This is a genomic window from Thioalkalivibrio sp. ALM2T (genome assembly GCF_000381505.1).
Classification (GTDB): Bacteria; Pseudomonadota; Gammaproteobacteria; order Ectothiorhodospirales; family Ectothiorhodospiraceae; genus Thioalkalivibrio; species Thioalkalivibrio versutus.
This window is the reverse complement of the sequence record NZ_KB906557.1, coordinates 133,167-155,701: the sequence shown is the minus strand read 5'-3', so window position 1 is coordinate 155,701 and position 22,535 is coordinate 133,167. Positions and strand designations below refer to the sequence as shown.

Here is a 22,535-nt window from a genome sequence, read left to right as displayed (position 1 = left end):
GCCGTAAACGATCCCCGAGCCAGGCGGGATGGGCCCGCCAGACCACGGCTCGGCATCCGGGTACCGATTGCCCTCCGGATGTGCAGGAAGAACCGGCCAGGCCGGTGTCGGGTGCTGCGAACAACGCACCCGGCGCATTGATACCCGAACACCGGGCGGCACCCGCCTGGCTCGATCGGGCTGCTGGCGAGACCGCCGTGTGATGCGGAGGTCGCGGTTTACTGCGTTTGCGGGGTGTTGTGCCGGCGGATCGGCCCTGGGTCGGTTCGGACACGCTATAAACAGCAGCAAAGCCAAGAGGAACCAGCATGGCAGCGAATATCAAGAATGATCAGGACTTCGGCGAGAAGCCGACCGAACGTCGCGATACCGAGAACTATCTCAACGAGTACACCACCGGCTTCGTCGACAAGTGGGATGACCTGATCGACTGGGACAACCGCGCCAAGAGCGAAGGCACCTTCTTCATCGAAGAACTGAAGAAGCGCGGCGCCAAGCGCGTGCTCGACGTCGCCGCCGGCACCGGCTTCCATTCCGTGCAGCTGCGTGAAGCGGGCTTTGATGTGGTGACCGCCGACGGCGCCCCCGAGATGCTCGTCAAGGCCTTCGAGAACGGTCGCAAGCGCGGACACATCCTGCGCACCGTGCAGGCCGATTGGCGCATGCTGAACCGTGATATCTACGGTCGCTACGACGCCGTCGTCTGCCTGGGCAACTCGTTTACCCACTTGTTCAATGAACACGACCGCCGCAAGGCCCTGGCCGAGTTCTACTCCGCCCTGAACCACGATGGCGTGCTGATCCTCGACCAGCGCAACTACGACACCATCATGGACCACGGTTACTCGTCCAAGCACACCTACTACTACTGCGGCGACAACGTTCAGGTGCAGCCGGCCCACGTTGACGAAGGCCTGGCGCGCTTCCAGTACAAGTTCCCGGATGGCTCCGAGTACTTCCTGAACATGTTCCCGCTACGCAAGGCCTATGTCCGCCGCCTGATGCGCGAGGTCGGTTTCCAGAAGATCGAGACCTACGGCGACTTCCAGGAGACCTATCGCGAGAGTGATCCGGACTTCTTTATCCACGTGGCCGACAAGCGTTATATCGAGGGCGAGGAACGATGAGCGAGAACTACTCCGACGTAGTCGAAACCGCTCGCGACTACTACAACAGCGAGGACGCCGACACCTTCTACAAGATGGTGTGGGGCGGTGAAGACCTCCATATCGGGCTGTACGAGTACAAGGACGAGCCGATCGGCGACGCCAGTCGTCGCACGGTCGCCCATATGTCCGACCTGTTGGGTGAACCGCAGCCGGAATGGCGCGTGCTCGACATGGGCGCCGGTTACGGCGGCGTGGCCCGCTACCTGGTCGAGAACTACGGTTGCGACGTCACCGCGCTGAACCTGTCCGAGAAGGAAAACGAGCGCGATCGCGAGATCAACAAGGCGCGTCATCTCGACGACAAGATCACCGTGGTCGATGGCTCCTTCGAGAAGGTCGACGAGCCGGACGCGTCCTATGACGTTGTCTGGTCCGAGGATTCCTTCCTGCACAGTCAGAACGAGGCAAAGAAAAAGGTGATCCAGGAGGCCGCGCGCGTCCTGAAGCCGGGTGGCTGGCTGATCTTCACCGATCCGATGCAGACCGACGATTGTCCGGATGGTGTGCTGGACCCGATTCTGGCCCGCATCCACCTGGATTCGCTGGCGAGCCCGGCGCTGTACCGCGAGGCGGCCAAGGCGGCCGGCTTGGAAGAGGTCAGCTTCGAGGAACACTCCAGCCAGATCTCGACCCACTACGGTCGCGTGAAGCAGGAGCTCGAGTCCCGCGAGGACGAACTGAAGAACTACATCTCGCAGGACTACATCGACCGCATGAAGCAGGGCCTGCAGCACTGGGTCGATGGCGGCAACTCGGGTTACTTGACCTGGGGCATCTTCCGCTTCCGCAAGCCGGCCCGCTAGGCCGGTTACGGAAGCGACCGGGAGGGCGGTCCGCCGTCAGGCGGGCAGCCGCTTCCAGACCCCGTTCACGCGGCCTTCGAGCGGCTGGAAACGGGTCTTGTATTCCATCTTCGGCGCCTGGTCGATCCAGTAGCCGAGATAGACATGAGGTAGGCCCAGGCGGTGCGCATGTGCCACCTGGGTCAGGATCGCGAGGGTGCCCAGGCTGCGACGTGGCTGGTCCGGATCGAAGAAGCTGTACATCGCCGACAGCGCCTGCGGGGTGCGGTCGGTGACGGCCACCGCGACCAGCGTGTCGGCCTGGCGGAATTCGATCAGATCCACTGGCCCGTTGCGGTGGGCGAGCATCCCCGCGTATTCCTCGTGTCCCATCTGCTCCATGCCGCCGCCGGTGTGACGGGCGGTCTGGTAGCGCGAGAACAGTGGCATGTGCTCGTCGAGATCGGCAGCAGGTGTCGTTCCGGGCTGCTCCGGCGGCCGCCGGATGGCAACCGCGAGATCGTGGTTGCGCTCCAGGCAGCGGCGCTGGCTCCGGTTCGGGCGAAAGGCCGCAACCGGGATGCGGACGGGCACGCAGGCCGTGCACTTGGGGCAGTGATGCCGATAAACAAACTGACCACTGCGGCGAAAGCCCTCGGCCAATAATTGGCCGAAGCGCGCGCCGCCCAGGCCGACCGCGGGGTCGACCAGCAAACTCTGCATTTCGCGGTCGTCCAGATAGGGACAGGCCTGCGGGGCAGTAATGAACCAGCGGACCGGATGTTCCTGCATAGCGCTATCGTGACAGTTCTTTTCACGGGCGCAACCAGGCCGCATCCGGGGCCGCCACGCGAGATCAAAGGGCCTGCCAACAGGGTGGGCTCCACGGCGGGGATGGACTCTCGGCGTGTACACTTATCCCATTCGAAACTAATGGTGTACGGCACATGACGGCAACACGAAACGATATCGAGAAAGCGCTGAAAGAGCGCATCCTGATCCTGGACGGCGGTATGGGAACCACCATCCAGCTGTACAAGCTGGACGAGGCGGATTACCGCGGCGAGCGCTTCAAGGACTGGGAATCGGACCTGAAGGGCAACAACGACCTGCTGTCGCTGACGCGCCCGGACATCATCGAGCAGATCCACAATGATTACCTCGAGGCCGGTGCCGACATCATCGAGGCCAACACCTTCAACGGCACCCGCATCGCGATGGCGGACTACCACATGGAGGACCTGGTCCCCGAGCTGAACCGCGAATCCGCGAAGCTCGCGCGCAAGGCCGCTGACGCCTGGACCGAGAAGACCCCGGACAAGCCGCGTTTCGTGGCCGGGATCCTCGGCCCGACCAACCGTACCGCCACCATCTCCCCGGATGTGAACGACCCGGGTGCGCGTAACGTCGATTTCGACACCCTGGTCGAGACCTACAAGGAAGCGGCCGAGGCCCTGATCGAGGGCGGTGCCGATTTGCTCCTGATCGAGACGGTGTTCGACACGCTGAACGCCAAGGCCGCGATCTTCGCGGTGAAGACCCTGGAAGACGAGCTCGGGAAAGAACTCCCGATCATGATCTCTGGCACCATCACCGATGCCTCCGGTCGCACCCTGTCCGGTCAGACTACCGAGGCCTTCTGGAACTCGGTGCGCCACGCGAACCCGGTCTCCATCGGCTTGAACTGTGCCCTGGGTGCGAAGGAAATGCGCCAGTACGTGGAAGAGCTGTCGCGCATCGCCGACACGCACGTCTCCGCGCACCCGAACGCCGGCCTGCCGAACGAGTTCGGTGAATATGACGAGTCCCCGGAGCAGATGGCCGCGGACGTCGGTCCGTGGGCCGAGCAGGGCATGCTGAACATCATCGGCGGTTGCTGCGGCACCCTGCCGGAGCACATCCGTGCCATGCGCGAGGCGGTCGAGAAGCACCCGCCGCGCAAGGTGCCGGAGATCGCCCCGGCCTGCCGCCTGTCGGGTCTCGAGCCGTGCAACATCACCGACGATTCGCTGTTCGTGAACGTCGGCGAGCGCACCAACGTGACCGGTTCGCGCAAGTTCCTGCGCCTGATCCAGAACGAGGAGTTCGACGTCGCGCTGGAAGTCGCGCTGAACCAGGTCGAGGGCGGCGCCCAGATCATCGACATCAACATGGACGAAGGGATGCTGGAGTCGCAGGAAGCGATGGTCCGCTTCCTCAACCTGCTGGCCGGCGAGCCCGACATTGCGCGTGTGCCGGTGATGATCGACTCCTCCAAGTTCGAGATCATCGAGGCCGGTCTGAAATGCGTGCAGGGCAAGCCGGTGGTCAACTCGATCTCCATGAAGGAGGGCGAGGAAAACTTCATCCGACAGGCCCAGCTGTGCCGCCGTTATGGTGCTGCGATTGTGGTCATGGCCTTCGACGAGGACGGCCAGGCCGATAACGAACAGCGTCGCGTCGAGATCTGCACCCGCGCCTACAAGCTGCTGACCGAGAAGGTTGGCTTCCCGGCCGAGGACATCATCTTCGACCCGAACATCTTCGCGGTCGCGACCGGCATCGAGGAGCACAACAACTATGGCGTGGACTTCATCGAGGCCACTCGTCGTATCAAGAACGACCTGCCGCACGCGCTGATCTCCGGCGGCGTGTCCAACGTGTCGTTCTCCTTCCGCGGCAACGAGCCGGTGCGCGAGGCGATCCACGCGGTGTTCCTGTATCACGCCATCAAGGCGGGCATGGACATGGGGATCGTCAACGCCGGCCAGCTGGCGGTCTACGACGACATCGATCCGAAGCTGAAGGAAGCGGTCGAGGATGTGGTCCTGAACCGCCGCGACGACGCGACCGACCGGCTGCTCGAACTGTCCGAGGAATACAAGGGCCAGGGCGGCGGCAAGCGGGAAGAGAACCTCGAGTGGCGCGAATGGGAAGTCTCCAAGCGCCTCGAGCACTCCCTGGTCAAGGGTATCGACACCTACGTGGTGGACGATACCGAAGAGGCCCGCCAGGCCTATGACCGCCCGATCCAGGTGATCGAGGGTCCGTTGATGGACGGCATGAACGTGGTCGGTGACCTGTTCGGCGAGGGCAAGATGTTCCTCCCGCAGGTGGTGAAGTCCGCCCGTGTAATGAAGAAGGCCGTGGCCCACCTGATCCCGTATATCGAGGCCGAGAAGACCGGCACCGAGAACAACGGCCGGATCCTGATGGCCACGGTGAAGGGCGACGTGCACGACATCGGCAAGAACATCGTCGGCGTGGTCCTGCAGTGCAACAACTTCGAGGTCATCGACATCGGTGTGATGGTCCCGGGCGCGGACATTCTGAAGGCCGCGAAGGAGCACGACGTCGACGTGATCGGCTTGTCCGGTCTGATCACCCCCTCGCTGGAGGAAATGGCCAACTTCGCGGCCGATCTCGAGCGTGAAGGCATGACCACGCCGCTGATGATCGGCGGTGCGACCACCTCGCGCGCCCACACCGCGGTGAAGATCGAGCCGAACTACTCCGGTCCGGTGGTCTGGGTGAAGGACGCCTCGCGCGCAGTGGGCGTGGCCCAGAGCCTGATCAGCCCCGAGCTGCGCGAGAAGTACGCCGCCGACGTCCGCGAGGAGTACGAGAAGCTGCGCGTGCAGAACGCCGGGCGCAAGAAGAAGACCCAGTGGGTCACGCTCGAGAAGGCGCGCGCCAACAAGCCGGCGATCGACTGGTCCGACTACACGCCGCCGAAGCCGAAGGCGCTGGAGACCGACGACCTGCCCGGTCAGCCGAAGGTCCTGCACCCGCATGGCGACGGCTCCGTGCTGCTGCGTTTCGACGACTACGACCTCAACGAGGTCGCCAAGTACATCGACTGGACGCCGTTCTTCCACTCCTGGCAGCTGCACGCCGCCTACCCGCGCATCCTGGATGACGAAAAGGTCGGCGAAGAGGCGCGCAAGCTGTTCAAGGATGGCAAGGACATGCTGAAGCGGATGATCGACGAAAAGTGGGTCACCTGCCGTGGCGTGGTCGGCTTCTTCCCGGCGAACACCGTTGATGACGACGACATCGAGGTGTACACCGACGACAGCCGCTCCAAGGTCCTGAAGAAGCTGCACCACCTGCGTCAGCAGACCGAGAAGCGTCGCGGGCAGCCGAGCCATTCGCTGGCCGATTTCGTGATGCCCAAGGAAGCCGGTGGTCCCGACTACATCGGGGCCTTCGCGGTCAGCGCCGGTGGTGATGTCGACGCCAAGGCCAAGGAATACGAAAAGGCCAACGACGACTATCACGCCATCCTCGTGAAGAGCCTGGCGGACCGTCTGGCCGAGGCCTTTGCCGAGTGCATGCACTACCATGTGCGCCGCGAATACTGGGGCTATGTCCCCGACGAGTCGCTGGAGAACGAGGACCTGATCGAGGAGAAGTACCAGGGTATTCGTCCGGCGCCTGGCTACCCGGCCTGCCCGGAGCACACCGAGAAGGCGACCTTGTGGGAGATGCTGCAGCCGGAAGAGCATGCTGACATGACGCTCACCGAGAGCTTCGCCATGCTTCCGGTCTCGGCCGTCTCCGGCTGGTACTTCGCGCATCCGGAATCGCGCTACTTCGGTCTCGGCAAGGTCAACCGCGACCAGGTCGAGGACTACGCCAAGCGCAAGGGCATGTCGTTCGAGGATGCCGAGCGCTGGCTTGCGCCGAATATCGGCTATGACGACAGCGACGAGGCCAAGGCAGACGCCAAGGCCGAGCGCGAGGCCCGGACCGCCTAACTCCGCGATCCTGCCTCCGGACGGGCCGACGGACCGGCCCTTGCCCGGCAAACTGCGAGCCCCGCCCCGTGCGGGGCTCGCTTTGTTTGGGGTACCGCGCCAAACTGGACGGGCTTGTCCCCAACTGGAGTCCGCGCATGTCCGCTCGTGAATCCGCGATCGACGCTCGACCGGCGATGTTCCGCAATCATCCGTTCGGCTTCATCCTCAGCGTGTTACTGATCCCGGCCTTCGGCCTCGGCTTGCTGATCCTGTTGTGGTGGTACCTCCAGACGCGTTCGGTACGCCTGCGCATCGACGCCGATCAGGTGCATCTGGAGCGGGGCCTGCTGTCGAAGTCGCATGTGGACCTCGACATTGGTCAGATCCGCACGGTGAAGGTCGATCAGAGTTTTTTCGACCGCATCTTCCGCGTGGGTCGCATCGCGGTGTACACCACCGGGGACAACCCGGAATTCCGGGTTAACGGCATCCCGGACCCCAACCGGGTGCGCGAATACGTGCGAGGCCGTCGGGAGGGCGTGGCATGAGCCGTGCGGACCGGCGGGACAGCCGTCTGGCGCTGCGCATCCTGCTCGGCACCTCGGCGCTGGTCGCGTTGCTCGTGGCTTTGCTGGTGCTGGCGGCAGCGGTGTCCCTGCCGGGGCTGTCGGACTGGGTCGCGCTCACCTTTGATGATGGTATGGGCCTGAAGAACGCGGCCCTGGTGGCGGCCATCGTCTCGGTGCTCGTGTCGATCGTGTTTGCCCTGGCCGCCGGTGAGGGCCTGATCGGGGAACTGCAGTTCATGATCCCCGGTTTTTTTCTGTTCTTTGTGTTTTTCTGGTTGATGCTGGCCTGGATCTTTTGATCCACGCCCGCTCCACGTGCATCCTGCCACTCTGTCTCAACCCCGGAGCCCCCAAGCGTGACCACTGACGCGGACAACGAGTCGAACCCCCAGCACCATCTGACCCTGCGTCCGACGCGGGTCGAGGACTACGAGGACATCCGCGAGATCATGGAGCGGGTCTATCACGACCTCGACGGCGCCTGGAGCGAGGCGCAGTTCCGTTCCCAGGTGAAGCGTTTCCCCGAGGGCCAGATCTGCATTGAGGACAACGGCAAGGTGGTCGCCGCGGCGATCAGCCTGATCGTCGAATACAAGCGCTTCGGCGATCAGCACAATTACTGGCAGATCACCGGGAATGGCTTCCTGACTACCCACGACCCGGACGGCGACACGCTCTATGGCGTGGACATCTTCGTGCATCCGGACTATCGCGGGCTGCGTCTGGGCCGGCGCCTGTACGACGCGCGCAAGGAGTTGTGCGAGAAGCTGAACCTGCGGGCCATCGTCGCCGGTGGGCGCATTCCCGGCTTTGACCAGTACCGCGACGAGCTCACGCCGCAGCAGTACGTGCGCCGGGTGAAGAACCACGAGATCATCGACCCGATCCTGACATTCCAGCTGGCGAACGACTTTCACGTCCGCAAGATCATCACCAACTATCTGCCGGACGACGAGAAATCCGGGGCCTACGCGACGCTGATCGAGTGGCTGAACATCTATTACGAGGAGAAGGAAAAGCTGATCGGCGGCAGCCGCTCGGACGTGCGCATCGGCGTCGTCCAGTGGCAGATGCGCCCGACGGTGGACCTGGACTCCCTGTTCCAGCAGGTGGAGTATTTCGTCGATGCGGTTTCCGGCTATCGCTCGGACTGCGTGCTGTTCCCGGAATTCTTCAACGGCCCGTTGATGGGGGCCTTCAACCAGGACTACCCGGCCGAGGCCGTGCGCCGCCTGGCTGAGTACACCGAGGCGGTCCGCGAGGAGATGGTGCGCCTGGCGCTCGCCTACAACATCAACATCGTGGCCGGCTCGATGCCCGAGTACACGGATGATGTCCTGCGCAATGTCTCCTATCTGTGCCGCCGCGATGGCACCTGGGACCGCCAGTACAAGATCCACGTGACCCCGGACGAGGTGTCCTACTGGGGACTGCAGGGCGGCGACGAGGTGCATGTCTTCGACACCGACTTCGGCAAGATCGGGATCCTGATCTGCTACGACGTGGAGTTCCCCGAACTGCCGCGGGTGATGGCCGATCACGGCCTGCAGATCCTGTTCGTGCCCTACTGGACCGATACCAAGAATGCCTATCTCCGGGTACGGCGCTGCGCCCAGGCCCGCGCGATCGAGAACGAGTGCTATGTGGTGATGTCCGGCTCGGTGGGCAACCTGCCCAAGGTCGAGAACATGGACATGCAGTACTCCCAGGCTGCGGTGTTCACCCCGTCCGACTTTGCCTTCCCGCACGACGCGGTGGCCGCGGAGGCGACCCCCAACACCGAGATGACCCTGATCGTGGATCTCGACCTCGACAACCTGAAGGAGCTGCGCAATCACGGCTCGGTGCGAAACCTGCGTGATCGTCGGCGCGACCTCTATTCGGTCAAGTGGAAGTCGAAGCCCGTGTAGCAAACACGGAGCGGTGGTCGCGCATGATGCTCCGCGGGCCGATCGCCCGGAGCGAGAAAGTGTGAACCGCGTCCGGTTGCCCCGGCGACCCCACTGGCATCCGGACGCGGGGGCCCGTAGTCTTGCGAGTCTAGGGATGCTCGGCCACTGGGGGTACAGCATGGTCGACGGCCGTGTCGCTGTCAGGCGGGCGGATGTCAGTCAGGGGGAAGCATGAGCGATCAGATACCGGACCCAAAACGCGCCGCGATCCTCGTGGTGGATGACTCCAAGGTCATCCGGGTTGCGTTGCAACGTATTCTGCAGGGTCAGAACACCGTCTACGAGGCGGCCGACGGCGAACAGGCACTGGAACTGCTTCAGCAGTATCCCGATATCGGGCTGGTGCTGACCGATCTCTCGATGCCGGGCATCGACGGCCAGGATCTCCTGCTGCGTATTCGTGATGGCGTCGATGACCTCCCCACGGACCTCCCGGTGGTGATCGTGACCGGTCAGGAGAGTGACGAGGCGGCCAGCGACGAATGGCGTTCACTGGGGGCCAATGCTGTCCTGATGAAGCCGTTTGTTCCCACCCGCGTGCGCGAGGTCGTGGCCGAACTCCTGCCACCGCCGCCGGTCCCCGAGCCGGCGGCCTCCGGAGGGGCCCCCGACTCCGCCGAGAACCAGGCGCTGCGCGACGAGGTCGAGCGCCTGCGCCGCGAGTTGATGCTGCGGCAGCAATCCTCCAATGAGCGCGAGGCGCAGAAAGAGCTGGAACGTCTGCGCAACGCCCTGGGCGAGGCACGCGACGAGTCCACGGCGGCATTCCAGCGCGCGGAAGAGCGGGATCGCGAGATCGAGACTCTGCAGGGGCGTCTGGAGGAGGCCGAGACGGCGCTGGCCGAGGCGCGGGCGCGGGACGACGAGGTCGTGGCAGCAGCGGAACAGGCCGCGGCCCGCGAGGAGGAGCTTGCGGCCTTGCGTGTGCGCGTGGAAGAACTCGAGGCGGAGGGTCCCCCGGAGTCGACCGAGCCCGACCGCGACACCGAACAACTGCGTAGCCGGGTGCGTGAGCTCGAGAGCGAGAATGTCCGCCTGGACCACGAGCTCGTCGACCTGGAGCGTCAGCGCGAGGAGGAGCAGGCGGAGCTGAAGGTGGCGCGGGGCGAGGCCGAGCGCCTGCGTCGCGAGCGCAACCAGCAGTGCGAGCGCGCCGCGGCGGCCGAGAAGGCCCAGGCCGAGGCCGAGCAGCGCTGTTCGGATAGCCAGGATTCGGCTTCGGATCTGGGTGACCGCCTGGTGGCCCGCGAGCGGGAACTGGCGGAGGCCCAGCAACGCAACCAGGACCTGCGTGGCCGGATCCGTGATCTGGAACATGCCCTGACCGGCCACAGCACCACTGCTGCGGCGGAGCCGGCGAGCGAGCCGAGTCGGGGCGAACCGGTCAAGGCGGAGCCGGAGGACAGTCTGCGGGCGCCCCTGTCCGATGCGAAACATGCGCGACCCGCACGTCTGGCGGGGCGTCGCTGGTTCCGGCTGGCGTTTGTCGGGGTGCTGGCGGTGATCGTGGTCCTGGGGGTGGCGATCTACTTGCGCGGGACCTGAGGCTCCGCGTGAAAGGGGCGGGCACCTGGCAGTGCCCGCCGTACATCGGGTTTAGTGCCGATCGCGGAGGACACCCAGCAGGTGGTTCCAGGAATCGTGGTCGGCGCGCGCGTCATAGCCGACCGGCATGCCGAACTCCTCGGCAATGGCATCGGCCCCCGGATTGGTGAAGCTGTGCTTCACACCGGAGAATTCCACCACGGTGTAGCGTACTTCGGCCTCCTGCATCTCCTTCTGGAAACCGGCGACCTGCTCCGGCGGGATCATCGGGTCTGCGGTACCGGTGAAGGACAGCAGTTCGGCCGACACCTTGCCGACCTCGGCCGGGTGCTCGGTTGCCAGGCCGCCGTGGAAGCTCGCCGCCACGTTCAGGTCCATCCCTGCGCGCGCGGCCTCGAGGGCCACGGTGCCGCCGAAGCAGTAGCCGACTGCGGAGGGCGCCGCATCCGCGCTGGCATCATGCGCGCGCAGCCAGTCGTAGGCGGCCTGGAAGCGGCCCAGCATCAGGTCGCGATTCTCGCGGATTTCCCCGGCGAACTCGCCGGCGGTAGACGGGTGATCGGCCAGCTTGCCGCTGCCGTACATATCCAGGGCGAAGGCGGTGTAGCCCTCGCGGGCCAGCTGCTCGGCACGGTCGCGGGCGTAGTCGTTGTGGCCCCACCATTCGTGAATGACCAGGACCGCCGGGTGTGGCCCGTCGCCTTCGGGATGGGCCAGATAGCCGGTCATCTCGTCGCCGTCATGGTCGTAGGCGATCTCTTCGGTCTGGATGCCGGCCAGGGCCATGCCGGGGAGCAGGCCGGCGAGCAAAACGGCCAGCGGCGCAAATGCGGACTTGCTAAACATATGGGCACCTCCTTGGTGGACGAAGCGTCGTATTTTCGACCCGGGCCTGCGAGTATGGTTCGGGCCCGGCCGGGTTACAACGAAGGGGACAGCGGCTACAGTAGAGAGGTCGGGGCCACATGCGCGAGGTGGCCTCGAAACAGGACGAGTGAGGCGCAGCGATCCCCGTTCCGCCTCGGCAAGAGGATCCATCCATGTCCGACCGATCCGCCAACGATTCCCTTGAGGCCCGCGTCCAGTCGGCTGACAAGCTTCTGGCCATGCCACAGGTGGTGTTCGAGGTTGCGCGCCTGCTGGAGGACGACGACGCCACGGCTGCCAGGATCGCCAGCAGCCTGGGGCGCGATCCCGGCCTGGTGGCCCTGGTCCTGCGCATCGCCAACAGCCCTGCCTATGCCCCGGCGCGTCCGGTTGATTCGCTGGACCGCGCGATTGCCATGCTGGGTCGCGATGCCCTGCAGCGTCTGGTCGTGGCGAGCGCGATCACCCGCGCCACGGCCAGCATCCCCGATCAGGAACGTCTGCCGCTGGAGGTATTCTGGCGCCATTCGGCCTACTGTGCGGTGATCGCGCGGCAACTGGCGATGCGCGTGTCGCCGCGCCAGGCCAGCGGGATCTTCCTGGCTGGCCTGCTGCATGATCTTGGCAAGCTGTTGTTGTTCTCGCAGTCGCCGGAATCGGCCCACCGGGCCTTCCTCTCCAGTCTGGATGTTGGCGACGGCCTGAGCCCGCAGGGCGCGGAGCGCGCGCAACTGGGCTTCGATCATGCGGAGCTGGGTGGGGCCCTGGCCGCGCACTGGGGTCTGCCGGAACTCCTGGTCGACTGCCTCGCCGGTCACCATCAGCCGCTGCAGGCGCCGGAGCGCAATCGTACCGCCGTGATGCTGGTGCATCTGGCCAACACCGGTGCTCATCTCGCCGAGATCGATTCGCGCGACTGGGCGGATGCACCCCCGGTAGATCCGGCGGTGTGGGACGCCCTGCACCTGGCCCCCGAGGTCTTGCTCTCCGCGGTGGAGGAGGCCCAGCACGAGGTGCTGGCGGTGCAGGACCTTTGCGATCCTGCGCACGAGGGGGAGCCGCGGCCATGACCGCTCGCCGTGAACTTGGGGATGCGGTGCGAGTCCCATCGACTATGCAGAGTCGGGCATTGCCACTGGTACGATTGCGCGCGCTGGTCCTGGCGGGGCTGCTGCTCCTGCTGACAGGGTGTGCCGGGGTTCCGGCGGCCCTTTCCCCGTTGCCTGCTGCCGCCCCCGATCGTGATCAGGTGCTGGCGGATCCCGAGGCCGTGAAGGGCGAGACCGTGGTCTGGGGCGGAGTGATTGCGGACATCGAGAACACCTCGGGCGGTACCCGGCTGGAGGTGGTGGCCCGCGAACTTGATCGCCAGGGGCGACCGCAGGAGGCGGATCGCTCACCCGGGCGCTTCCGCGTGGTCAGCAGCGGTTTCCTCGACCCGCAGATTTACAAGGAAGGCCGCGAGGTGACCGTGCGGGGTGTCATCCACGGGATCGAGGAGGGCCGCATCGGCGACTACGCCTATACCTTCGTTACGCTGCAGGCGGATGCGGTCTACCTGTGGTCGCGGCGCCCGCCACCGACGGAGCGCGGCTATCGCGATCCGTTCTACGACCCGTTTTATGATCCGTTCTATAGCCCCTGGGGCCCGCGTTACGGCCTCTATGGGCGCTATCACCCGCATCCCTGGTACTGGTGAGCATGATCCGATTCCTGCGTCCTTTTCTGGCATTGCTGCTGCCCGTGTTCCTAGCCGCCTGCGCGTCCGGCCCGCTGGAGGCCCCGGATGACCCGGCCGTGCAGGTCGAGCCGCGTGCAGTCACCGGCGATAGCCTGCCGCCCGACGAGCAGGTATGGGGCGGGGTGATCGCGCGCGTGGACAATCGCGCCGAGGCGACCTTCATCGAGGTGGTCGGTTACCCGCTCAGTCGTCAGGAGCCACAGACGCGGCAGTCCACCACCGGGCGTTTCCGCCTGCGTGTGGAGGGCTTCGCCGATCCGGTGGACTATCGTGCCGGGCGCCGGATTACCGGTGTCGGGACGGTGACCGGGGTCGAGGACGGCCGGATCGGCGAGCTGGACTACGTCTTCCCGGTGCTGGACGCGCACTCGGTGCACCTGTGGCCGGAGCCGGAACCGCCGCGCTCCTCCAGTGGTGTGCGCTTTGGCATCGGGATTGGCATCGGCCTGTAACCTGCGCCCCGGGCCGCGCGAACGCGATTCGACACCATTCCATCCCGAAGGAGACCCCATGCGAGCAGTCGTTTTTGAGGAACCCGGTGCCGCCGAGGTCCTGCGTGTAGACGACGTCCCCCAGCCAGCCCTGACCGCACCCGACCAGGTCCGTATCCGGATGCTGGCGGCCGGCGTCAATCCCGTGGATACCAAGGTGCGGGCTGGCGGCATGATTGTCCCTGGTGCCCCGCGCAACACGCCCGGCTGTGACGGCGTCGGAATCGTCGAGGAATGCGGCAGTGGCGTTCACCACGCCCGGCCCGGACAGCGCGTCGCCTTCTGTTTTGGCGGGGTTGGAATCGACCCCGGCACCTACGCCGAGCAGGTCGTGGTGCCCGAGGCCGCGGTGGTCCCGGTGCCGGCGGCGGTATCCGATGCCCAGGCCGCCGCCCTGCCACTTACCTGGCTGACCGCCTGGGAGGCCCTGTTCGAGCGGGCCGACCTGCAGCGCGGCCAGAGCGTGCTGGTCCACGCGGCGGCCGGCGGGGTCGGGCAGATGGCCGTACAGATCGCACGCGCCGCCGGCGGCCGGGTACTGGGGCTGGTGCGGCGCGAGGAGGCGGGCACGATTGTCACCGCACTTGGGGGCGATGTCGTCGACCTGCGCAAGCCGGATGCCGCGGACGCGATCATGCAGTACACCGATGGGCGTGGCTTCGACATCGTGCTGGACACCGTTGGTGGCGAGGTCTTCCGCGAGGGTCTGACCCAGGTGGCCTATGGCGGGGACCTGGTGACCCTGCTGGCTCCCCCGGCGGATACCGACTGGAACCCGGCGCGGCTGCGCAACCCGAGCATCAGCCTGGAGCTGATGCTGACCCCGATGCTGGAGAATGATCGCCGCCGTTTGAAGCACCAGGCCACCCTGGTGGCCGAGGGTCTGGCCCGGCTGGCCAGCGGTCGTTTGCAGGTCAACGTCGAGGATACCCTCCCGCTAGCCGAGGCCGCCGCGGCCCACCGGCGCATCGAAGCCGGCGGCCGCCGCGGCAAGCTCGTGCTGCGCATCCCCGAGTAACCCTGGATTCACCACGAAGCACACGAAGGCACGAAGAAAATCAAAGGGCGGATTTACCACAGAGGGCACAGAGAAAGGCGCCATTTGGGCCGAGAACGCTCACAGGGACCGCCGCTCGCCGGATGCAATAATCACAGTGAGACCGCCGCTCGCCGGATGCAATAATCACAGTGAGTAGGATGCGGTTGAGCGCAGCGAAACGCATCAATCCGGAAACCGGGAGGCCCGGGGCACGACACGATGCGATTCGCTGCGCTCATCACATCCTACCCTTCTTCGTTGGGTCTTCTTCGTGGCTTCGTGCGCTTCGTGGTGAGATCAAATAGACCTTGCTAGGGAAACACTGATCAATGAACGCGTTCGCGCTCGAGTCGCTTTTGCGTGCGAACAAGGCGCGGTGACTGCCGTGCAGTCATTCTGCACAAGGGAGCCGCAACGCTGTGCGCGCGCAAAAGCTGCCGAGCCCCTCCTTTCAATAACTTGCGGGGTTGGCACCCCAGGTTCCCCGATCCTGCGTTGCGCCGCTTACAGGTAGAACCACTACCTGTTGCACGACGCGCCTTGTCTCGGAAAACCTGGGGTACCAACGCGAACGCGTTCATTGATCAGTGTTTCCCTAGCTGCCGAAGAGGTGGCTGAAGATGCGGGCGCCGCCGATGTAGGTGCCGGCGGCCGAGCCCAGGGTGGTCAGCAGGAACACCAGCAACACGCGCGAGACGCGGTTGCGCCACCAGCCGCGTGGCGTGGTGGTGTCCTGACGCAGACTGGCAAAGTCGGAGACCCGCGGCTTGCGCAGGAACAGCTCGGCCGCGGCCGCCACAAAGCCGACCCCGATGGTGGGATTCAGCGAGGTCAGCGGGGCCGCCAGGGCAGCGGTTAGCACGGTCAGTGGATGGGCCAGGGCGATGATCGCGCCGAGGGCCGCCAGCCCTCCGTTGATCAGTACCCAGTCGATCACCATCTGTAGGCCGATATCCGGGTTGCGCGAGAACCCGATGGCAAAGCCGGCGAGGATGATCCCGATCACCACCCACGGGACGACCTTGGGCCAGCGCGCCTTGGGCGGGGCCTGGTCCAGGGCGTCGAGGATCGCGTCCGGCGGGGTCAGGTGATCCTCGGCCTGTTCGGCAATCCCGGGCAGGTGGCCAGCCCCAACCACCGCCAGGATGCAGCGAGTCTCCGGGTTGGCCGCGAGGCGGCGCAGGTGGGCGGCCATGTAGTGGTCGCGCTCTTCGATCAGGGTGCGGTAGAGGTCCTCGGACTGCTCGGCGAACTCGCTGAAGGTGGACTCCAGCATGTCGCCTTCCTTCAGGCGCTCGATCTCGGATTCGTCGATCTTCTCGCGCGAGAGTACGGAGCTGAACAGTCCGCCGATCAGCCCCATGCGTTCCCACCAGCGCACTGCGCGGTAGGTGCGGCGCAGGGTCAGGCCGATATCCCGGTCGATCAGGGCCAGGGGGAGGCCATTGTCCAGGGCGCCGTCCATGGCCGCGCGCATCTCGGCGCCGGGTTCGATGCCGTACTGGTCGGCCAGGCGTTGCTGGTAGGCCCCGAGCGCCAGACTGGCGGCGATCATCGGGGCCTGGCCCTTGCGCATCACGCTGAACAGGTCCATGCGCCCGACCGCGTCGGGGTCCAGCATCGCGCGCTGACGGCTTTCGCACAGTTCGACCGCCACGCTGTCAAAGGCCCCCGTGTCGATCAGGGCGCGGACCTTGTCGGCGCTGGCGCGCGACACGTGCGCGGTGCCCAGCACCACGACTTCGGTGTCGCCCAGTTGCAGGACGCGGTGGGGTTCGTCGGCGATCAGTTCCTGGACGGCGGGATTCATGCGTGGCGGGCTCTTGCTCCGGTGGGCGGGCCGTATTCTACGGTGAATGCGCGCGGCCCGCAGCGCCGGCCGCCGGATCGCGCGCTACGGGGCATCGGGCTCGGCCTGTGGGACGTCGTCGGGCGGGCTGTCTGCCTCCGCTTCGGGGAGCGGTTCCGGCACGCGAAGGCTCTCCAGGCGTTCGACTACGCGCAGCGCACGCTCGTGGGCCGAGAGGAGTCCGGCATGGTCGGGCGCCAGTTCGAGCCCCTCTTCCCAGTGTCTCAGGGCCTCTTCGATGTCACCGGCGGAGTAATGGCTGCGGCCCTCCTCCAGCAGCGTCTCGGCGCGCGCGTCTCGGCGCTCGCGCCATTCCTCGCACAGCGCGCGATGGGCTCGCTGGGCGGCCTGGTCCGGGCCGGAGGCGTCGGTATCGGGGGTGATCTCGTTGCGGCACCAGCGCGCCGCCGTGGACAATTCGCCCGCCTCCAGGGCCTGACGCAGGCGTGCATTGATGGTGGAACGCGGGACCTCTTCCTCGATCTCGGGGGCTTCGGCCTGGCGCAGTTCCCGCTCCAGGCGCGCGATGCGTTCTGCGCGTTCGGAGTCGGAGGCCAGGTCCTGGGCCAGGTGCAGTAGCTCCAGGCGTTCCTCGCCATCGGTGCCGGCGGCGTAGCCATCCAGCGCCCGCGCCAGGGGCTCGCGACGATTGGCAAGGCGGTCGGGATCGTCCGGCAGTCGTTCGCTGTGGCGCACCAACGGACGCATCACCTCGAGCAGGCGCAGCCGCTGGACCAGGGCGCGCGCCTCGAGGATGTCGTGGCGCTGCTGCAGGGTCTGCAAACCAACCTGTCGCTGGCGCTCCAGTTGGCTGATGAATTCCCGACGTTCGCTGTCCGGCGGCAGTTGTGCCTCGGCCGTCTCGAGGATTTCCAGGGCCTGAGCGACCGCGCCTTCGGCCGAGGCGGCGCGCGCCTCGTGCATCGCCTCGGCCGCGGCGGTTGCGGCCTCGTCCTCGATGGCTGCCCGGCGCTCGGCCCATCGGGCTCGCGGTTCCGGGTCGTGCTCGTCGATCAGCTCGAGGGCATGCTGGTAGTTACCCGTCTCCAGTGCGCGTTCGATGCGCTGCTCGGGCGGGGCGAAGGGGTCCAGAGCGGCGCAGCCCTGGACCAGCAGAAGGGCCAGCAGGATACTCGCGAGCGGGAACAGGCCGCGGGCTGCAGTCATGTGCGATCCGTGGCGTTCAGTACCCGGGTGGTGGGCACCGCTTCGCTGACCCCGTGCAGCTCGTGGGTGCCCCAGTCTTCGGTGTGGAACTGTCCCTTCACCTGCTCGTGCTCCATGAATGCGGCAGTCGTGACCAGCCCGCCGGCGGGCGCGACCGTGACCAGGCGGGCCGCGAGGTTGACGGTGTCGCCGACCACGGTGAACTGCATGCGGTCTTCGGCCCCCATGTTGCCGGCCAGCATCTCGCCGGCATTCAGGCCGATACGGAACTCCACCCGGGTATCGCCGCGGCGTTCACGCTCGGCGTTGATCGAGGCGACGGTGTCCAGCAGGGCCAGGCCGGTCTGCACAGCGGTCAGGCGATGGTTTCCGGCATCCGCCCCGAGGCCGAAGACGGCCATGGTACAGTCGCCCATGTACTTGTCCACTGTGCCGCCGTGACGGGCAATGCATTCCGACATCGGACCGAAGAATTCGTTGAGCATGCGGCCCAGGGCCTCCGGGCTGCAGAGCTCCGAAAGCGCGGTGTAGCCCTGGATGTCGGCAAACAGTACCGATCCCTCCAGCGCGCGTCCGCCCAGCTCCACCCGGTCCAGATTCTCCAGGATGTCCTGGGCGATGGCGTCCGACACGTAGCGGCGCAGGGCGGCCTCGACCTGGTCCTTGCGCAGCAGATCGCGCGCCATATCGTTGAAGGCGTCGGTCAGCTGGGCGATCTCGTCCTGGCGCACCATCGGCAGCGTATTGCCCTGGTCATCCATGGGGCGGGCGCGCGAACGCATGCTCTCGGCCAGGCGTTCCAGTGGGCGCACCAGGCGCTTGCTGATATCGATTGCCAGGATCAGGCTCAGCAGAAACACCCCGACGGCCGTGGCGATCCCGGCGTTCAGGGTGTTGCGGATTAGCTCCTGCATTGGCGAGGTGTCGATGTAGGCCTCGATGTAGCCCACCTGTACGTCCTGAAAGCGCACGTTGCGTCGGTAGGGTTCCACCGTCGGTGCCAGCGGCCACACCCCGTCGGTGAGGGATTGCTCCGGGGGTGTCCCGGCGCGGGCAACCTGACCGCGGTCGATCGCGTAGGCGGCGATGGACTCGACGCGCCCCTCCTCCACCAGTGAGTTCAGCAGGGTCTCCAGGGTCAGGTAGTCCTCGGCCAGCATCAGCTCCGCCGAGGTCCGCGCGACCGGCGCCACGGTGCTCTCGGCCTGGGCGCGAATCTGGTTGTCCAGCACGGTGCTGACCTGGTTCAGCACCACGGCCGACAGGGTCACGATCCCGGCCAATGTGAGCCCGGCGATCGCCGCGACGATCTTCCATGCGATCGGCAGGTAGCGTGGGGTGAAGTCGGCGCTGCCGACGCCCAGGCGTGCGCCGCCGCCGGATTTGCGGCGGCGGATCACGAGGGGGACTCCGGGGCGGCAAGCCAAGGGGCCAGCCACGCCCGCCAGTCGGCGAGCAGGGTGTCGGAGCGCGCCGCCACCGCGGAGCGCTTGGTCAGCGATCGTCCGAATACGGGCTCGCCCGCGAGGTTGCACATGGCACCGCCGGCGCGGGCGAGCATCAGCCCACCGGCCGCGCTGTCCCATGGGGCCTGGCCACCGTGCAGGTACAGATCGGCGCGGCCGGCGGCCAGCCAGGCCCACTCCAGGGCGCAGGCGCCGAGGTTGCGTTGCGAGCGAAACGGCGCGTTGCAGGCCAGTTCACCCGCGAGGGGGGTATCCAGGCGCTTGTAGTCCACCAGGGCGATGGCGCGGCCCAGCTCCGTGACGGGAGGGCGAGTGGTCGCCGGCGGGGTAACCCCGTTGAGTTCCAGCGCGGTGTCTTCGGTGGCGGTAAAGAGTTCTTCGCGTACCGGATCGTAGGTCGCGCCATGGGTGACCCGGTCACCCTCGATGCGGGCGATGGAGATGGCGAAGAAGGGCATGCCACCGGCGAAATTGGAGGTGCCGTCCAGCGGGTCCACCAGCCAGAAGGCGGGGGCGGTCTCCAGTACGCGTGCCTGTTCGCCGCGTGCCTGCTCCTCGCTCAGTACCGGCGTGTCCTGTCCGTATGCGCCCAGCAGCGTGCGTACACGCGCATCCACCGCGTGGTCGGCCTCGGTGATTACGCTGCCGTCTGCCTTGTAATCAACGGCGATATCGGCCTCGAAGCGGGGCAGCAGTTCTTGCTGCCCGATCTCGCGCAGGCCCTGCGCGAGATCGGAGAAGGGGATGGCAGTGGTAGTCATGCAGACCCGGAAACGCTGGTGGCAAGGTAAACGAACCGGAGACGGCCGGGCATGCCCGGAAAAACTCGGGTTCGATTGCGCTTATCATACCGGTCCATGACAGGCTTGATCATAATCATCTCCATTTCCTTGATAGGGTTTTACGTTAATGACACCTGGCGTGCCAACGAACGTGCCCGTCGGGTGGGGCGGCAGGCCTGCGAGCGGGCAGGGGTGCAGTTGCTCGATGCCACCGTCGTGCGTACCGGTCAGCGCCTGGTCTGGGGCGACCGTGGCCTGGCCCTGCAACGCCGCTACCGCTTCGAGTTTTCCGCCGATGGGGCGGGGCGACATCCCGGCGAGATCTCGCTGGAAGGCCGCCAGTTGAAGCGCGTGACCCTGGACTGGCCGGACGGCGGCCGCGAGTTTCAGGGGCTGGACAGCAATGATGACAGCGGAGGGCCGCCCCGGTGACTCTGAGCGAGCTGCGGTATGTGGTCGCCGTCGCCGATGCCCGCCACTTTGGGCGGGCGGCCGCGGCCAGCCATGTCAGTCAGCCATCGCTGTCGGTGGCGGTGCGCAAGTTCGAGGAAGAGTTGGGCGTGACCCTGTTCGAGCGCGGCCGCGGCGAGGTCAACGTGACGCCGGCAGGTGAGCAGATTATCGCGCAGGCGCGGCGCGTGCTGGCCGAGGTCGAACAGCTGCGCTCGGTTGCCGTACAGAGTCAGGATCAACTCTCCGGCCCGCTACGCCTGGGTGCGATCTACACCATCGGTCCGTACCTGCTTCCGGAGCTGATCCCCGCGCTGCACGAGCGCGCGCCGAACATGCCGCTGGTGATCGATGAGAACTACACCGGGCGGCTGCGCGAGCGGCTCAAGCAGGGTGAGCTCGACGCGATCCTCATTTCGTTGCCGTTCGAGGAGCCGGGCGTGGTCACGCTTCCCTTGTACGACGAACCGTTCATGGCCGTGCTGCCGGCGGCGCACCCGCTGAAGGACAAGGAACCCCTGCGGCTGGAGGATATGGCCGATGCGACCCTGCTGATGCTGGGCGCCGGTCACTGTTTCCGCGATCAGGTGCTGGAGCGCTGCCCGGACTGCCAGCGCACGGTAACTGCGGATGGCAGTACGCCGCGCAATCTGGAGGGGTCGTCGCTGGAGACAATCCGCCACATGGTGGCCTCGGGGATGGGGGTAACGATCCTCCCGTGCACGGCGGTGGGGGCGGATCGTTATGCCCAGCGACTGCTGGCCGTGCGGCGGTTTCAGGATCCGGCGCCCAGTCGCCGTGTGGCCCTGGCATGGCGTACCAGCTTCCCGCGTCCGGAGGCCATCGAGGCGCTGCGGCGCGCGGTGCTCTCGACCCCGCTGACCTGTGTCGATTTTATCCAGCCCGGCGCGGGGTAGGCGGCTTCAAGGCAATGCGGATTAGCGCGGGATGGGCTGCCGCGGCTCAGTTGCCGGCAAGGACGCGGTTGCGCCCGGCCTGCTTGGCCGCATACAGGGCCTCGTCCGCCGCCTGGTAGGCGGACTGCAGGGTGGCGCCGCGCCCGACGCCGGCCACACCAACGCTCGCGGTCACCTTGACCGCGCCGTCGCTCTCCAGTGCGGACTGGTCGGTGGCCTTGGCGCAGGCGCGCAGGGCGGCAATAGCCAGGCGGATGCGCTCGCCGCATTCCATGGCACGGCTGAGATCCGCGCCGGGCAGCACCGCCAGGAACTCCTCGCCGCCCATGCGCACACACAGGTCGGATTCGCGGGTGGTGCTGCGCAGGGTCTGCGCCACCAGGCGCAGGATGTCGTCGCCCACGCTGTGGCCGTATTCATCGTTGATCTGCTTGAAGTGATCGAGATCGATGGCCAGTACCGACATCGGGCGATCCTGGCGGCGGCAGTCGGCCAGCCACTGGGCGCCCTGTTTCTCGAAGGCGCGGCGGTTGCCGAGACCGGTCAGTTCATCGGTCTCCAGGCTTTCGTTCAGGCGCTGGAAACGCAGGGCGTTGGCCAGTGCCGGGGCGGCCAGCCCTAGCAAAGCCTCGATCAACTGCTGTTCGTCGTCGCTGAAGCGGCGTCCGCGCATCAGGATCAGCGAGCCCATGGTCTCGTTGTTGAAGCTCATGCCGTACTCGATGCGATGGCGATCCTCGTCGCCGCCGGACCAGGTCTCGTCACTCTCCTGCAGGATGAAGAACCAGCCGCTGTGGTGGACCTGGGCGTGCAGGTGTTCCTGTAGGCGGGCGAGGACGGTCCCGAGCTCGAGGCTGGAGGACAGGGCCTGCACGAAGGCAAGGGCATCAAAGGGCGTCCCGGCATCGCCAGTCGTCTTGCCCTTGGCGGATACCAGTCGCAGGTTGTGGGCGTTCCCATCGCGGTTCATGGCCGTCTCGCTTGCATCGATCGTTGGATCGAGAGTAAAGCCAGATCCATGCCACTTA

Annotated in this window: 20 protein-coding genes; 13 read left to right on the top strand and 7 right to left on the bottom strand. The window is 66.3% G+C overall.

From position 1 onward, the window contains the following. The first annotated feature begins 308 nt into the window (after positions 1–308). Both F816_RS0103395 and F816_RS0103390 read left to right on the top strand, forming a co-directional pair. Positions 309–1,127: a class I SAM-dependent methyltransferase gene (locus F816_RS0103395; protein ID WP_018169217.1), complete on the top strand. Its 819-nt coding sequence runs from the start codon at positions 309–311 to the stop codon at positions 1,125–1,127. Next, positions 1,124–1,972 carry a methyltransferase domain-containing protein gene (locus tag F816_RS0103390; protein ID WP_018938307.1) on the top strand — a complete coding sequence of 283 codons (849 nt, stop codon included), beginning with the start codon at positions 1,124–1,126 and terminating at the stop codon, positions 1,970–1,972. The genes F816_RS0103395 and F816_RS0103390 overlap by 4 nt, the downstream gene beginning before the upstream one ends. A gap of 36 nt (positions 1,973–2,008) precedes the next feature. Here the strand turns inward: F816_RS0103390 and F816_RS0103385 are convergent, their stop codons facing one another. Then, positions 2,009–2,743, bottom strand: coding sequence for an arginyltransferase (locus tag F816_RS0103385; protein WP_019593552.1), 735 nt, complete (start codon positions 2,741–2,743; stop codon positions 2,009–2,011). 155 nt (positions 2,744–2,898) lie between these two features. On the opposite strand from F816_RS0103385, the gene metH reads away from it, so the two are divergent. The 5 genes from metH (at position 2,899) to F816_RS0103360 (ending at position 10,738) form a co-directional block, all read left to right on the top strand. After that, positions 2,899–6,690: a methionine synthase gene (metH, locus tag F816_RS0103380; RefSeq protein ID WP_019593551.1), complete on the top strand. Its 3,792-nt coding sequence runs from the start codon at positions 2,899–2,901 to the stop codon at positions 6,688–6,690. A 137-nt stretch (positions 6,691–6,827) separates the two neighbouring features. Further along, positions 6,828–7,220 carry a PH domain-containing protein gene (locus F816_RS0103375; RefSeq protein ID WP_019593550.1) on the top strand — a complete coding sequence of 131 codons (393 nt, stop codon included), beginning with the start codon at positions 6,828–6,830 and terminating at the stop codon, positions 7,218–7,220. Next, on the top strand, positions 7,217–7,540 hold the full coding sequence (locus F816_RS0103370; RefSeq protein ID WP_018144728.1) for a hypothetical protein: 324 nt from the start codon (positions 7,217–7,219) through the stop codon (positions 7,538–7,540). Before F816_RS0103375 ends, F816_RS0103370 begins: the two co-directional genes overlap by 4 nt. A 57-nt stretch (positions 7,541–7,597) precedes the next feature. Further along, positions 7,598–9,151 (top strand): bifunctional GNAT family N-acetyltransferase/carbon-nitrogen hydrolase family protein, encoded by a 1,554-nt coding sequence (locus F816_RS0103365; RefSeq protein ID WP_019593549.1) that lies wholly within the window; start codon positions 7,598–7,600, stop codon positions 9,149–9,151. Positions 9,152–9,364: 213 nt separating this feature from the next. After that, positions 9,365–10,738, top strand: coding sequence for a response regulator (locus tag F816_RS0103360; RefSeq protein WP_019593548.1), 1,374 nt, complete (start codon positions 9,365–9,367; stop codon positions 10,736–10,738). Positions 10,739–10,789: 51 nt separating this feature from the next. Here the strand turns inward: F816_RS0103360 and F816_RS0103355 are convergent, their stop codons facing one another. Continuing rightward, positions 10,790–11,584 carry a dienelactone hydrolase family protein gene (locus tag F816_RS0103355; RefSeq protein ID WP_018650598.1) on the bottom strand — a complete coding sequence of 265 codons (795 nt, stop codon included), beginning with the start codon at positions 11,582–11,584 and terminating at the stop codon, positions 10,790–10,792. A 194-nt stretch (positions 11,585–11,778) separates the two neighbouring features. Here F816_RS0103355 and F816_RS0103350 point away from each other — a divergent pair, with 194 nt between their 5' ends. Genes F816_RS0103350 through F816_RS0103335 form a run of 4 tightly spaced genes read left to right on the top strand, consistent with a single transcriptional unit; the run spans position 11,779 to position 14,855 of the window. Further along, positions 11,779–12,675 carry an HDOD domain-containing protein gene (locus F816_RS0103350; RefSeq protein ID WP_019593547.1) on the top strand — a complete coding sequence of 299 codons (897 nt, stop codon included), beginning with the start codon at positions 11,779–11,781 and terminating at the stop codon, positions 12,673–12,675. A 44-nt stretch (positions 12,676–12,719) separates the two neighbouring features. Next, positions 12,720–13,304, top strand: coding sequence for a Slp family lipoprotein (locus tag F816_RS0103345; RefSeq protein ID WP_051080078.1), 585 nt, complete (start codon positions 12,720–12,722; stop codon positions 13,302–13,304). Positions 13,305–13,306: 2 nt separating this feature from the next. After that, positions 13,307–13,798, top strand: a complete 492-nt coding sequence (locus tag F816_RS0103340; RefSeq protein ID WP_019593545.1) for a Slp family lipoprotein — start codon at positions 13,307–13,309, stop codon at positions 13,796–13,798. Between the two features lie 58 nt (positions 13,799–13,856). Beyond that, the gene (locus F816_RS0103335; protein ID WP_019593544.1) at positions 13,857–14,855 is read left to right on the top strand and encodes a zinc-binding dehydrogenase; all 999 of its coding nucleotides are present in this window, start codon (positions 13,857–13,859) and stop codon (positions 14,853–14,855) included. A 616-nt stretch (positions 14,856–15,471) separates the two neighbouring features. Here the strand turns inward: F816_RS0103335 and F816_RS0103330 are convergent. The 4 genes from F816_RS0103330 to F816_RS0103315 form a co-directional block, all read right to left on the bottom strand. Continuing rightward, complete coding sequence (locus tag F816_RS0103330; RefSeq protein ID WP_019593543.1) at positions 15,472–16,686, bottom strand: TraB/GumN family protein; 1,215 nt, start codon at positions 16,684–16,686, stop codon at positions 15,472–15,474. Between the two features lie 84 nt (positions 16,687–16,770). After that, complete coding sequence (locus F816_RS0103325) at positions 16,771–17,892, bottom strand: tetratricopeptide repeat protein (protein ID WP_019593542.1); 1,122 nt, start codon at positions 17,890–17,892, stop codon at positions 16,771–16,773. Then, the gene (locus F816_RS0103320) at positions 17,889–19,292 is read right to left on the bottom strand and encodes an adenylate/guanylate cyclase domain-containing protein (protein WP_019593541.1); all 1,404 of its coding nucleotides are present in this window, start codon (positions 19,290–19,292) and stop codon (positions 17,889–17,891) included. The genes F816_RS0103325 and F816_RS0103320 overlap by 4 nt, the downstream gene beginning before the upstream one ends. Beyond that, complete coding sequence (locus tag F816_RS0103315) at positions 19,289–20,119, bottom strand: inositol monophosphatase family protein (protein ID WP_019593540.1); 831 nt, start codon at positions 20,117–20,119, stop codon at positions 19,289–19,291. The genes F816_RS0103320 and F816_RS0103315 overlap by 4 nt, the downstream gene beginning before the upstream one ends. Before the next feature lie 96 nt (positions 20,120–20,215). Here F816_RS0103315 and F816_RS0103310 point away from each other — a divergent pair, with 96 nt between their 5' ends. Both F816_RS0103310 and F816_RS0103305 read left to right on the top strand, forming a co-directional pair. After that, positions 20,216–20,572 carry a DUF3301 domain-containing protein gene (locus tag F816_RS0103310; RefSeq protein WP_026333111.1) on the top strand — a complete coding sequence of 119 codons (357 nt, stop codon included), beginning with the start codon at positions 20,216–20,218 and terminating at the stop codon, positions 20,570–20,572. Next, positions 20,569–21,507, top strand: coding sequence for a hydrogen peroxide-inducible genes activator (locus F816_RS0103305; RefSeq protein WP_018169200.1), 939 nt, complete (start codon positions 20,569–20,571; stop codon positions 21,505–21,507). The genes F816_RS0103310 and F816_RS0103305 overlap by 4 nt, the downstream gene beginning before the upstream one ends. A gap of 46 nt (positions 21,508–21,553) precedes the next feature. On the opposite strand, the gene F816_RS0103300 is transcribed toward F816_RS0103305, so the two are convergent. Beyond that, entirely contained in the window at positions 21,554–22,477 is a 924-nt protein-coding gene (locus F816_RS0103300) for a GGDEF domain-containing protein (RefSeq protein WP_019593537.1), read from the bottom strand. Positions 22,478–22,535: the final 58 nt, after the last annotated feature.

Coding starts and splice junctions, on each gene's coding strand:
- F816_RS0103395 (WP_018169217.1), top strand. CDS start 309: ATGGCAGCGAATATCAAGAATGATCAGGACTTCGGCGAGAAGCCGACC.
- F816_RS0103390 (WP_018938307.1), top strand. CDS start 1,124: ATGAGCGAGAACTACTCCGACGTAGTCGAAACCGCTCGCGACTACTAC.
- F816_RS0103385 (WP_019593552.1), bottom strand. CDS start 2,743: ATGCAGGAACATCCGGTCCGCTGGTTCATTACTGCCCCGCAGGCCTGT.
- metH (WP_019593551.1), top strand. CDS start 2,899: ATGACGGCAACACGAAACGATATCGAGAAAGCGCTGAAAGAGCGCATC.
- F816_RS0103375 (WP_019593550.1), top strand. CDS start 6,828: ATGTCCGCTCGTGAATCCGCGATCGACGCTCGACCGGCGATGTTCCGC.
- F816_RS0103370 (WP_018144728.1), top strand. CDS start 7,217: ATGAGCCGTGCGGACCGGCGGGACAGCCGTCTGGCGCTGCGCATCCTG.
- F816_RS0103360 (WP_019593548.1), top strand. CDS start 9,365: ATGAGCGATCAGATACCGGACCCAAAACGCGCCGCGATCCTCGTGGTG.
- F816_RS0103355 (WP_018650598.1), bottom strand. CDS start 11,584: ATGTTTAGCAAGTCCGCATTTGCGCCGCTGGCCGTTTTGCTCGCCGGC.
- F816_RS0103350 (WP_019593547.1), top strand. CDS start 11,779: ATGTCCGACCGATCCGCCAACGATTCCCTTGAGGCCCGCGTCCAGTCG.
- F816_RS0103345 (WP_051080078.1), top strand. CDS start 12,720: ATGCAGAGTCGGGCATTGCCACTGGTACGATTGCGCGCGCTGGTCCTG.
- F816_RS0103340 (WP_019593545.1), top strand. CDS start 13,307: ATGATCCGATTCCTGCGTCCTTTTCTGGCATTGCTGCTGCCCGTGTTC.
- F816_RS0103335 (WP_019593544.1), top strand. CDS start 13,857: ATGCGAGCAGTCGTTTTTGAGGAACCCGGTGCCGCCGAGGTCCTGCGT.
- F816_RS0103330 (WP_019593543.1), bottom strand. CDS start 16,686: ATGAATCCCGCCGTCCAGGAACTGATCGCCGACGAACCCCACCGCGTC.
- F816_RS0103325 (WP_019593542.1), bottom strand. CDS start 17,892: ATGACTGCAGCCCGCGGCCTGTTCCCGCTCGCGAGTATCCTGCTGGCC.
- F816_RS0103315 (WP_019593540.1), bottom strand. CDS start 20,119: ATGACTACCACTGCCATCCCCTTCTCCGATCTCGCGCAGGGCCTGCGC.
- F816_RS0103310 (WP_026333111.1), top strand. CDS start 20,216: ATGACAGGCTTGATCATAATCATCTCCATTTCCTTGATAGGGTTTTAC.
- F816_RS0103300 (WP_019593537.1), bottom strand. CDS start 22,477: ATGAACCGCGATGGGAACGCCCACAACCTGCGACTGGTATCCGCCAAG.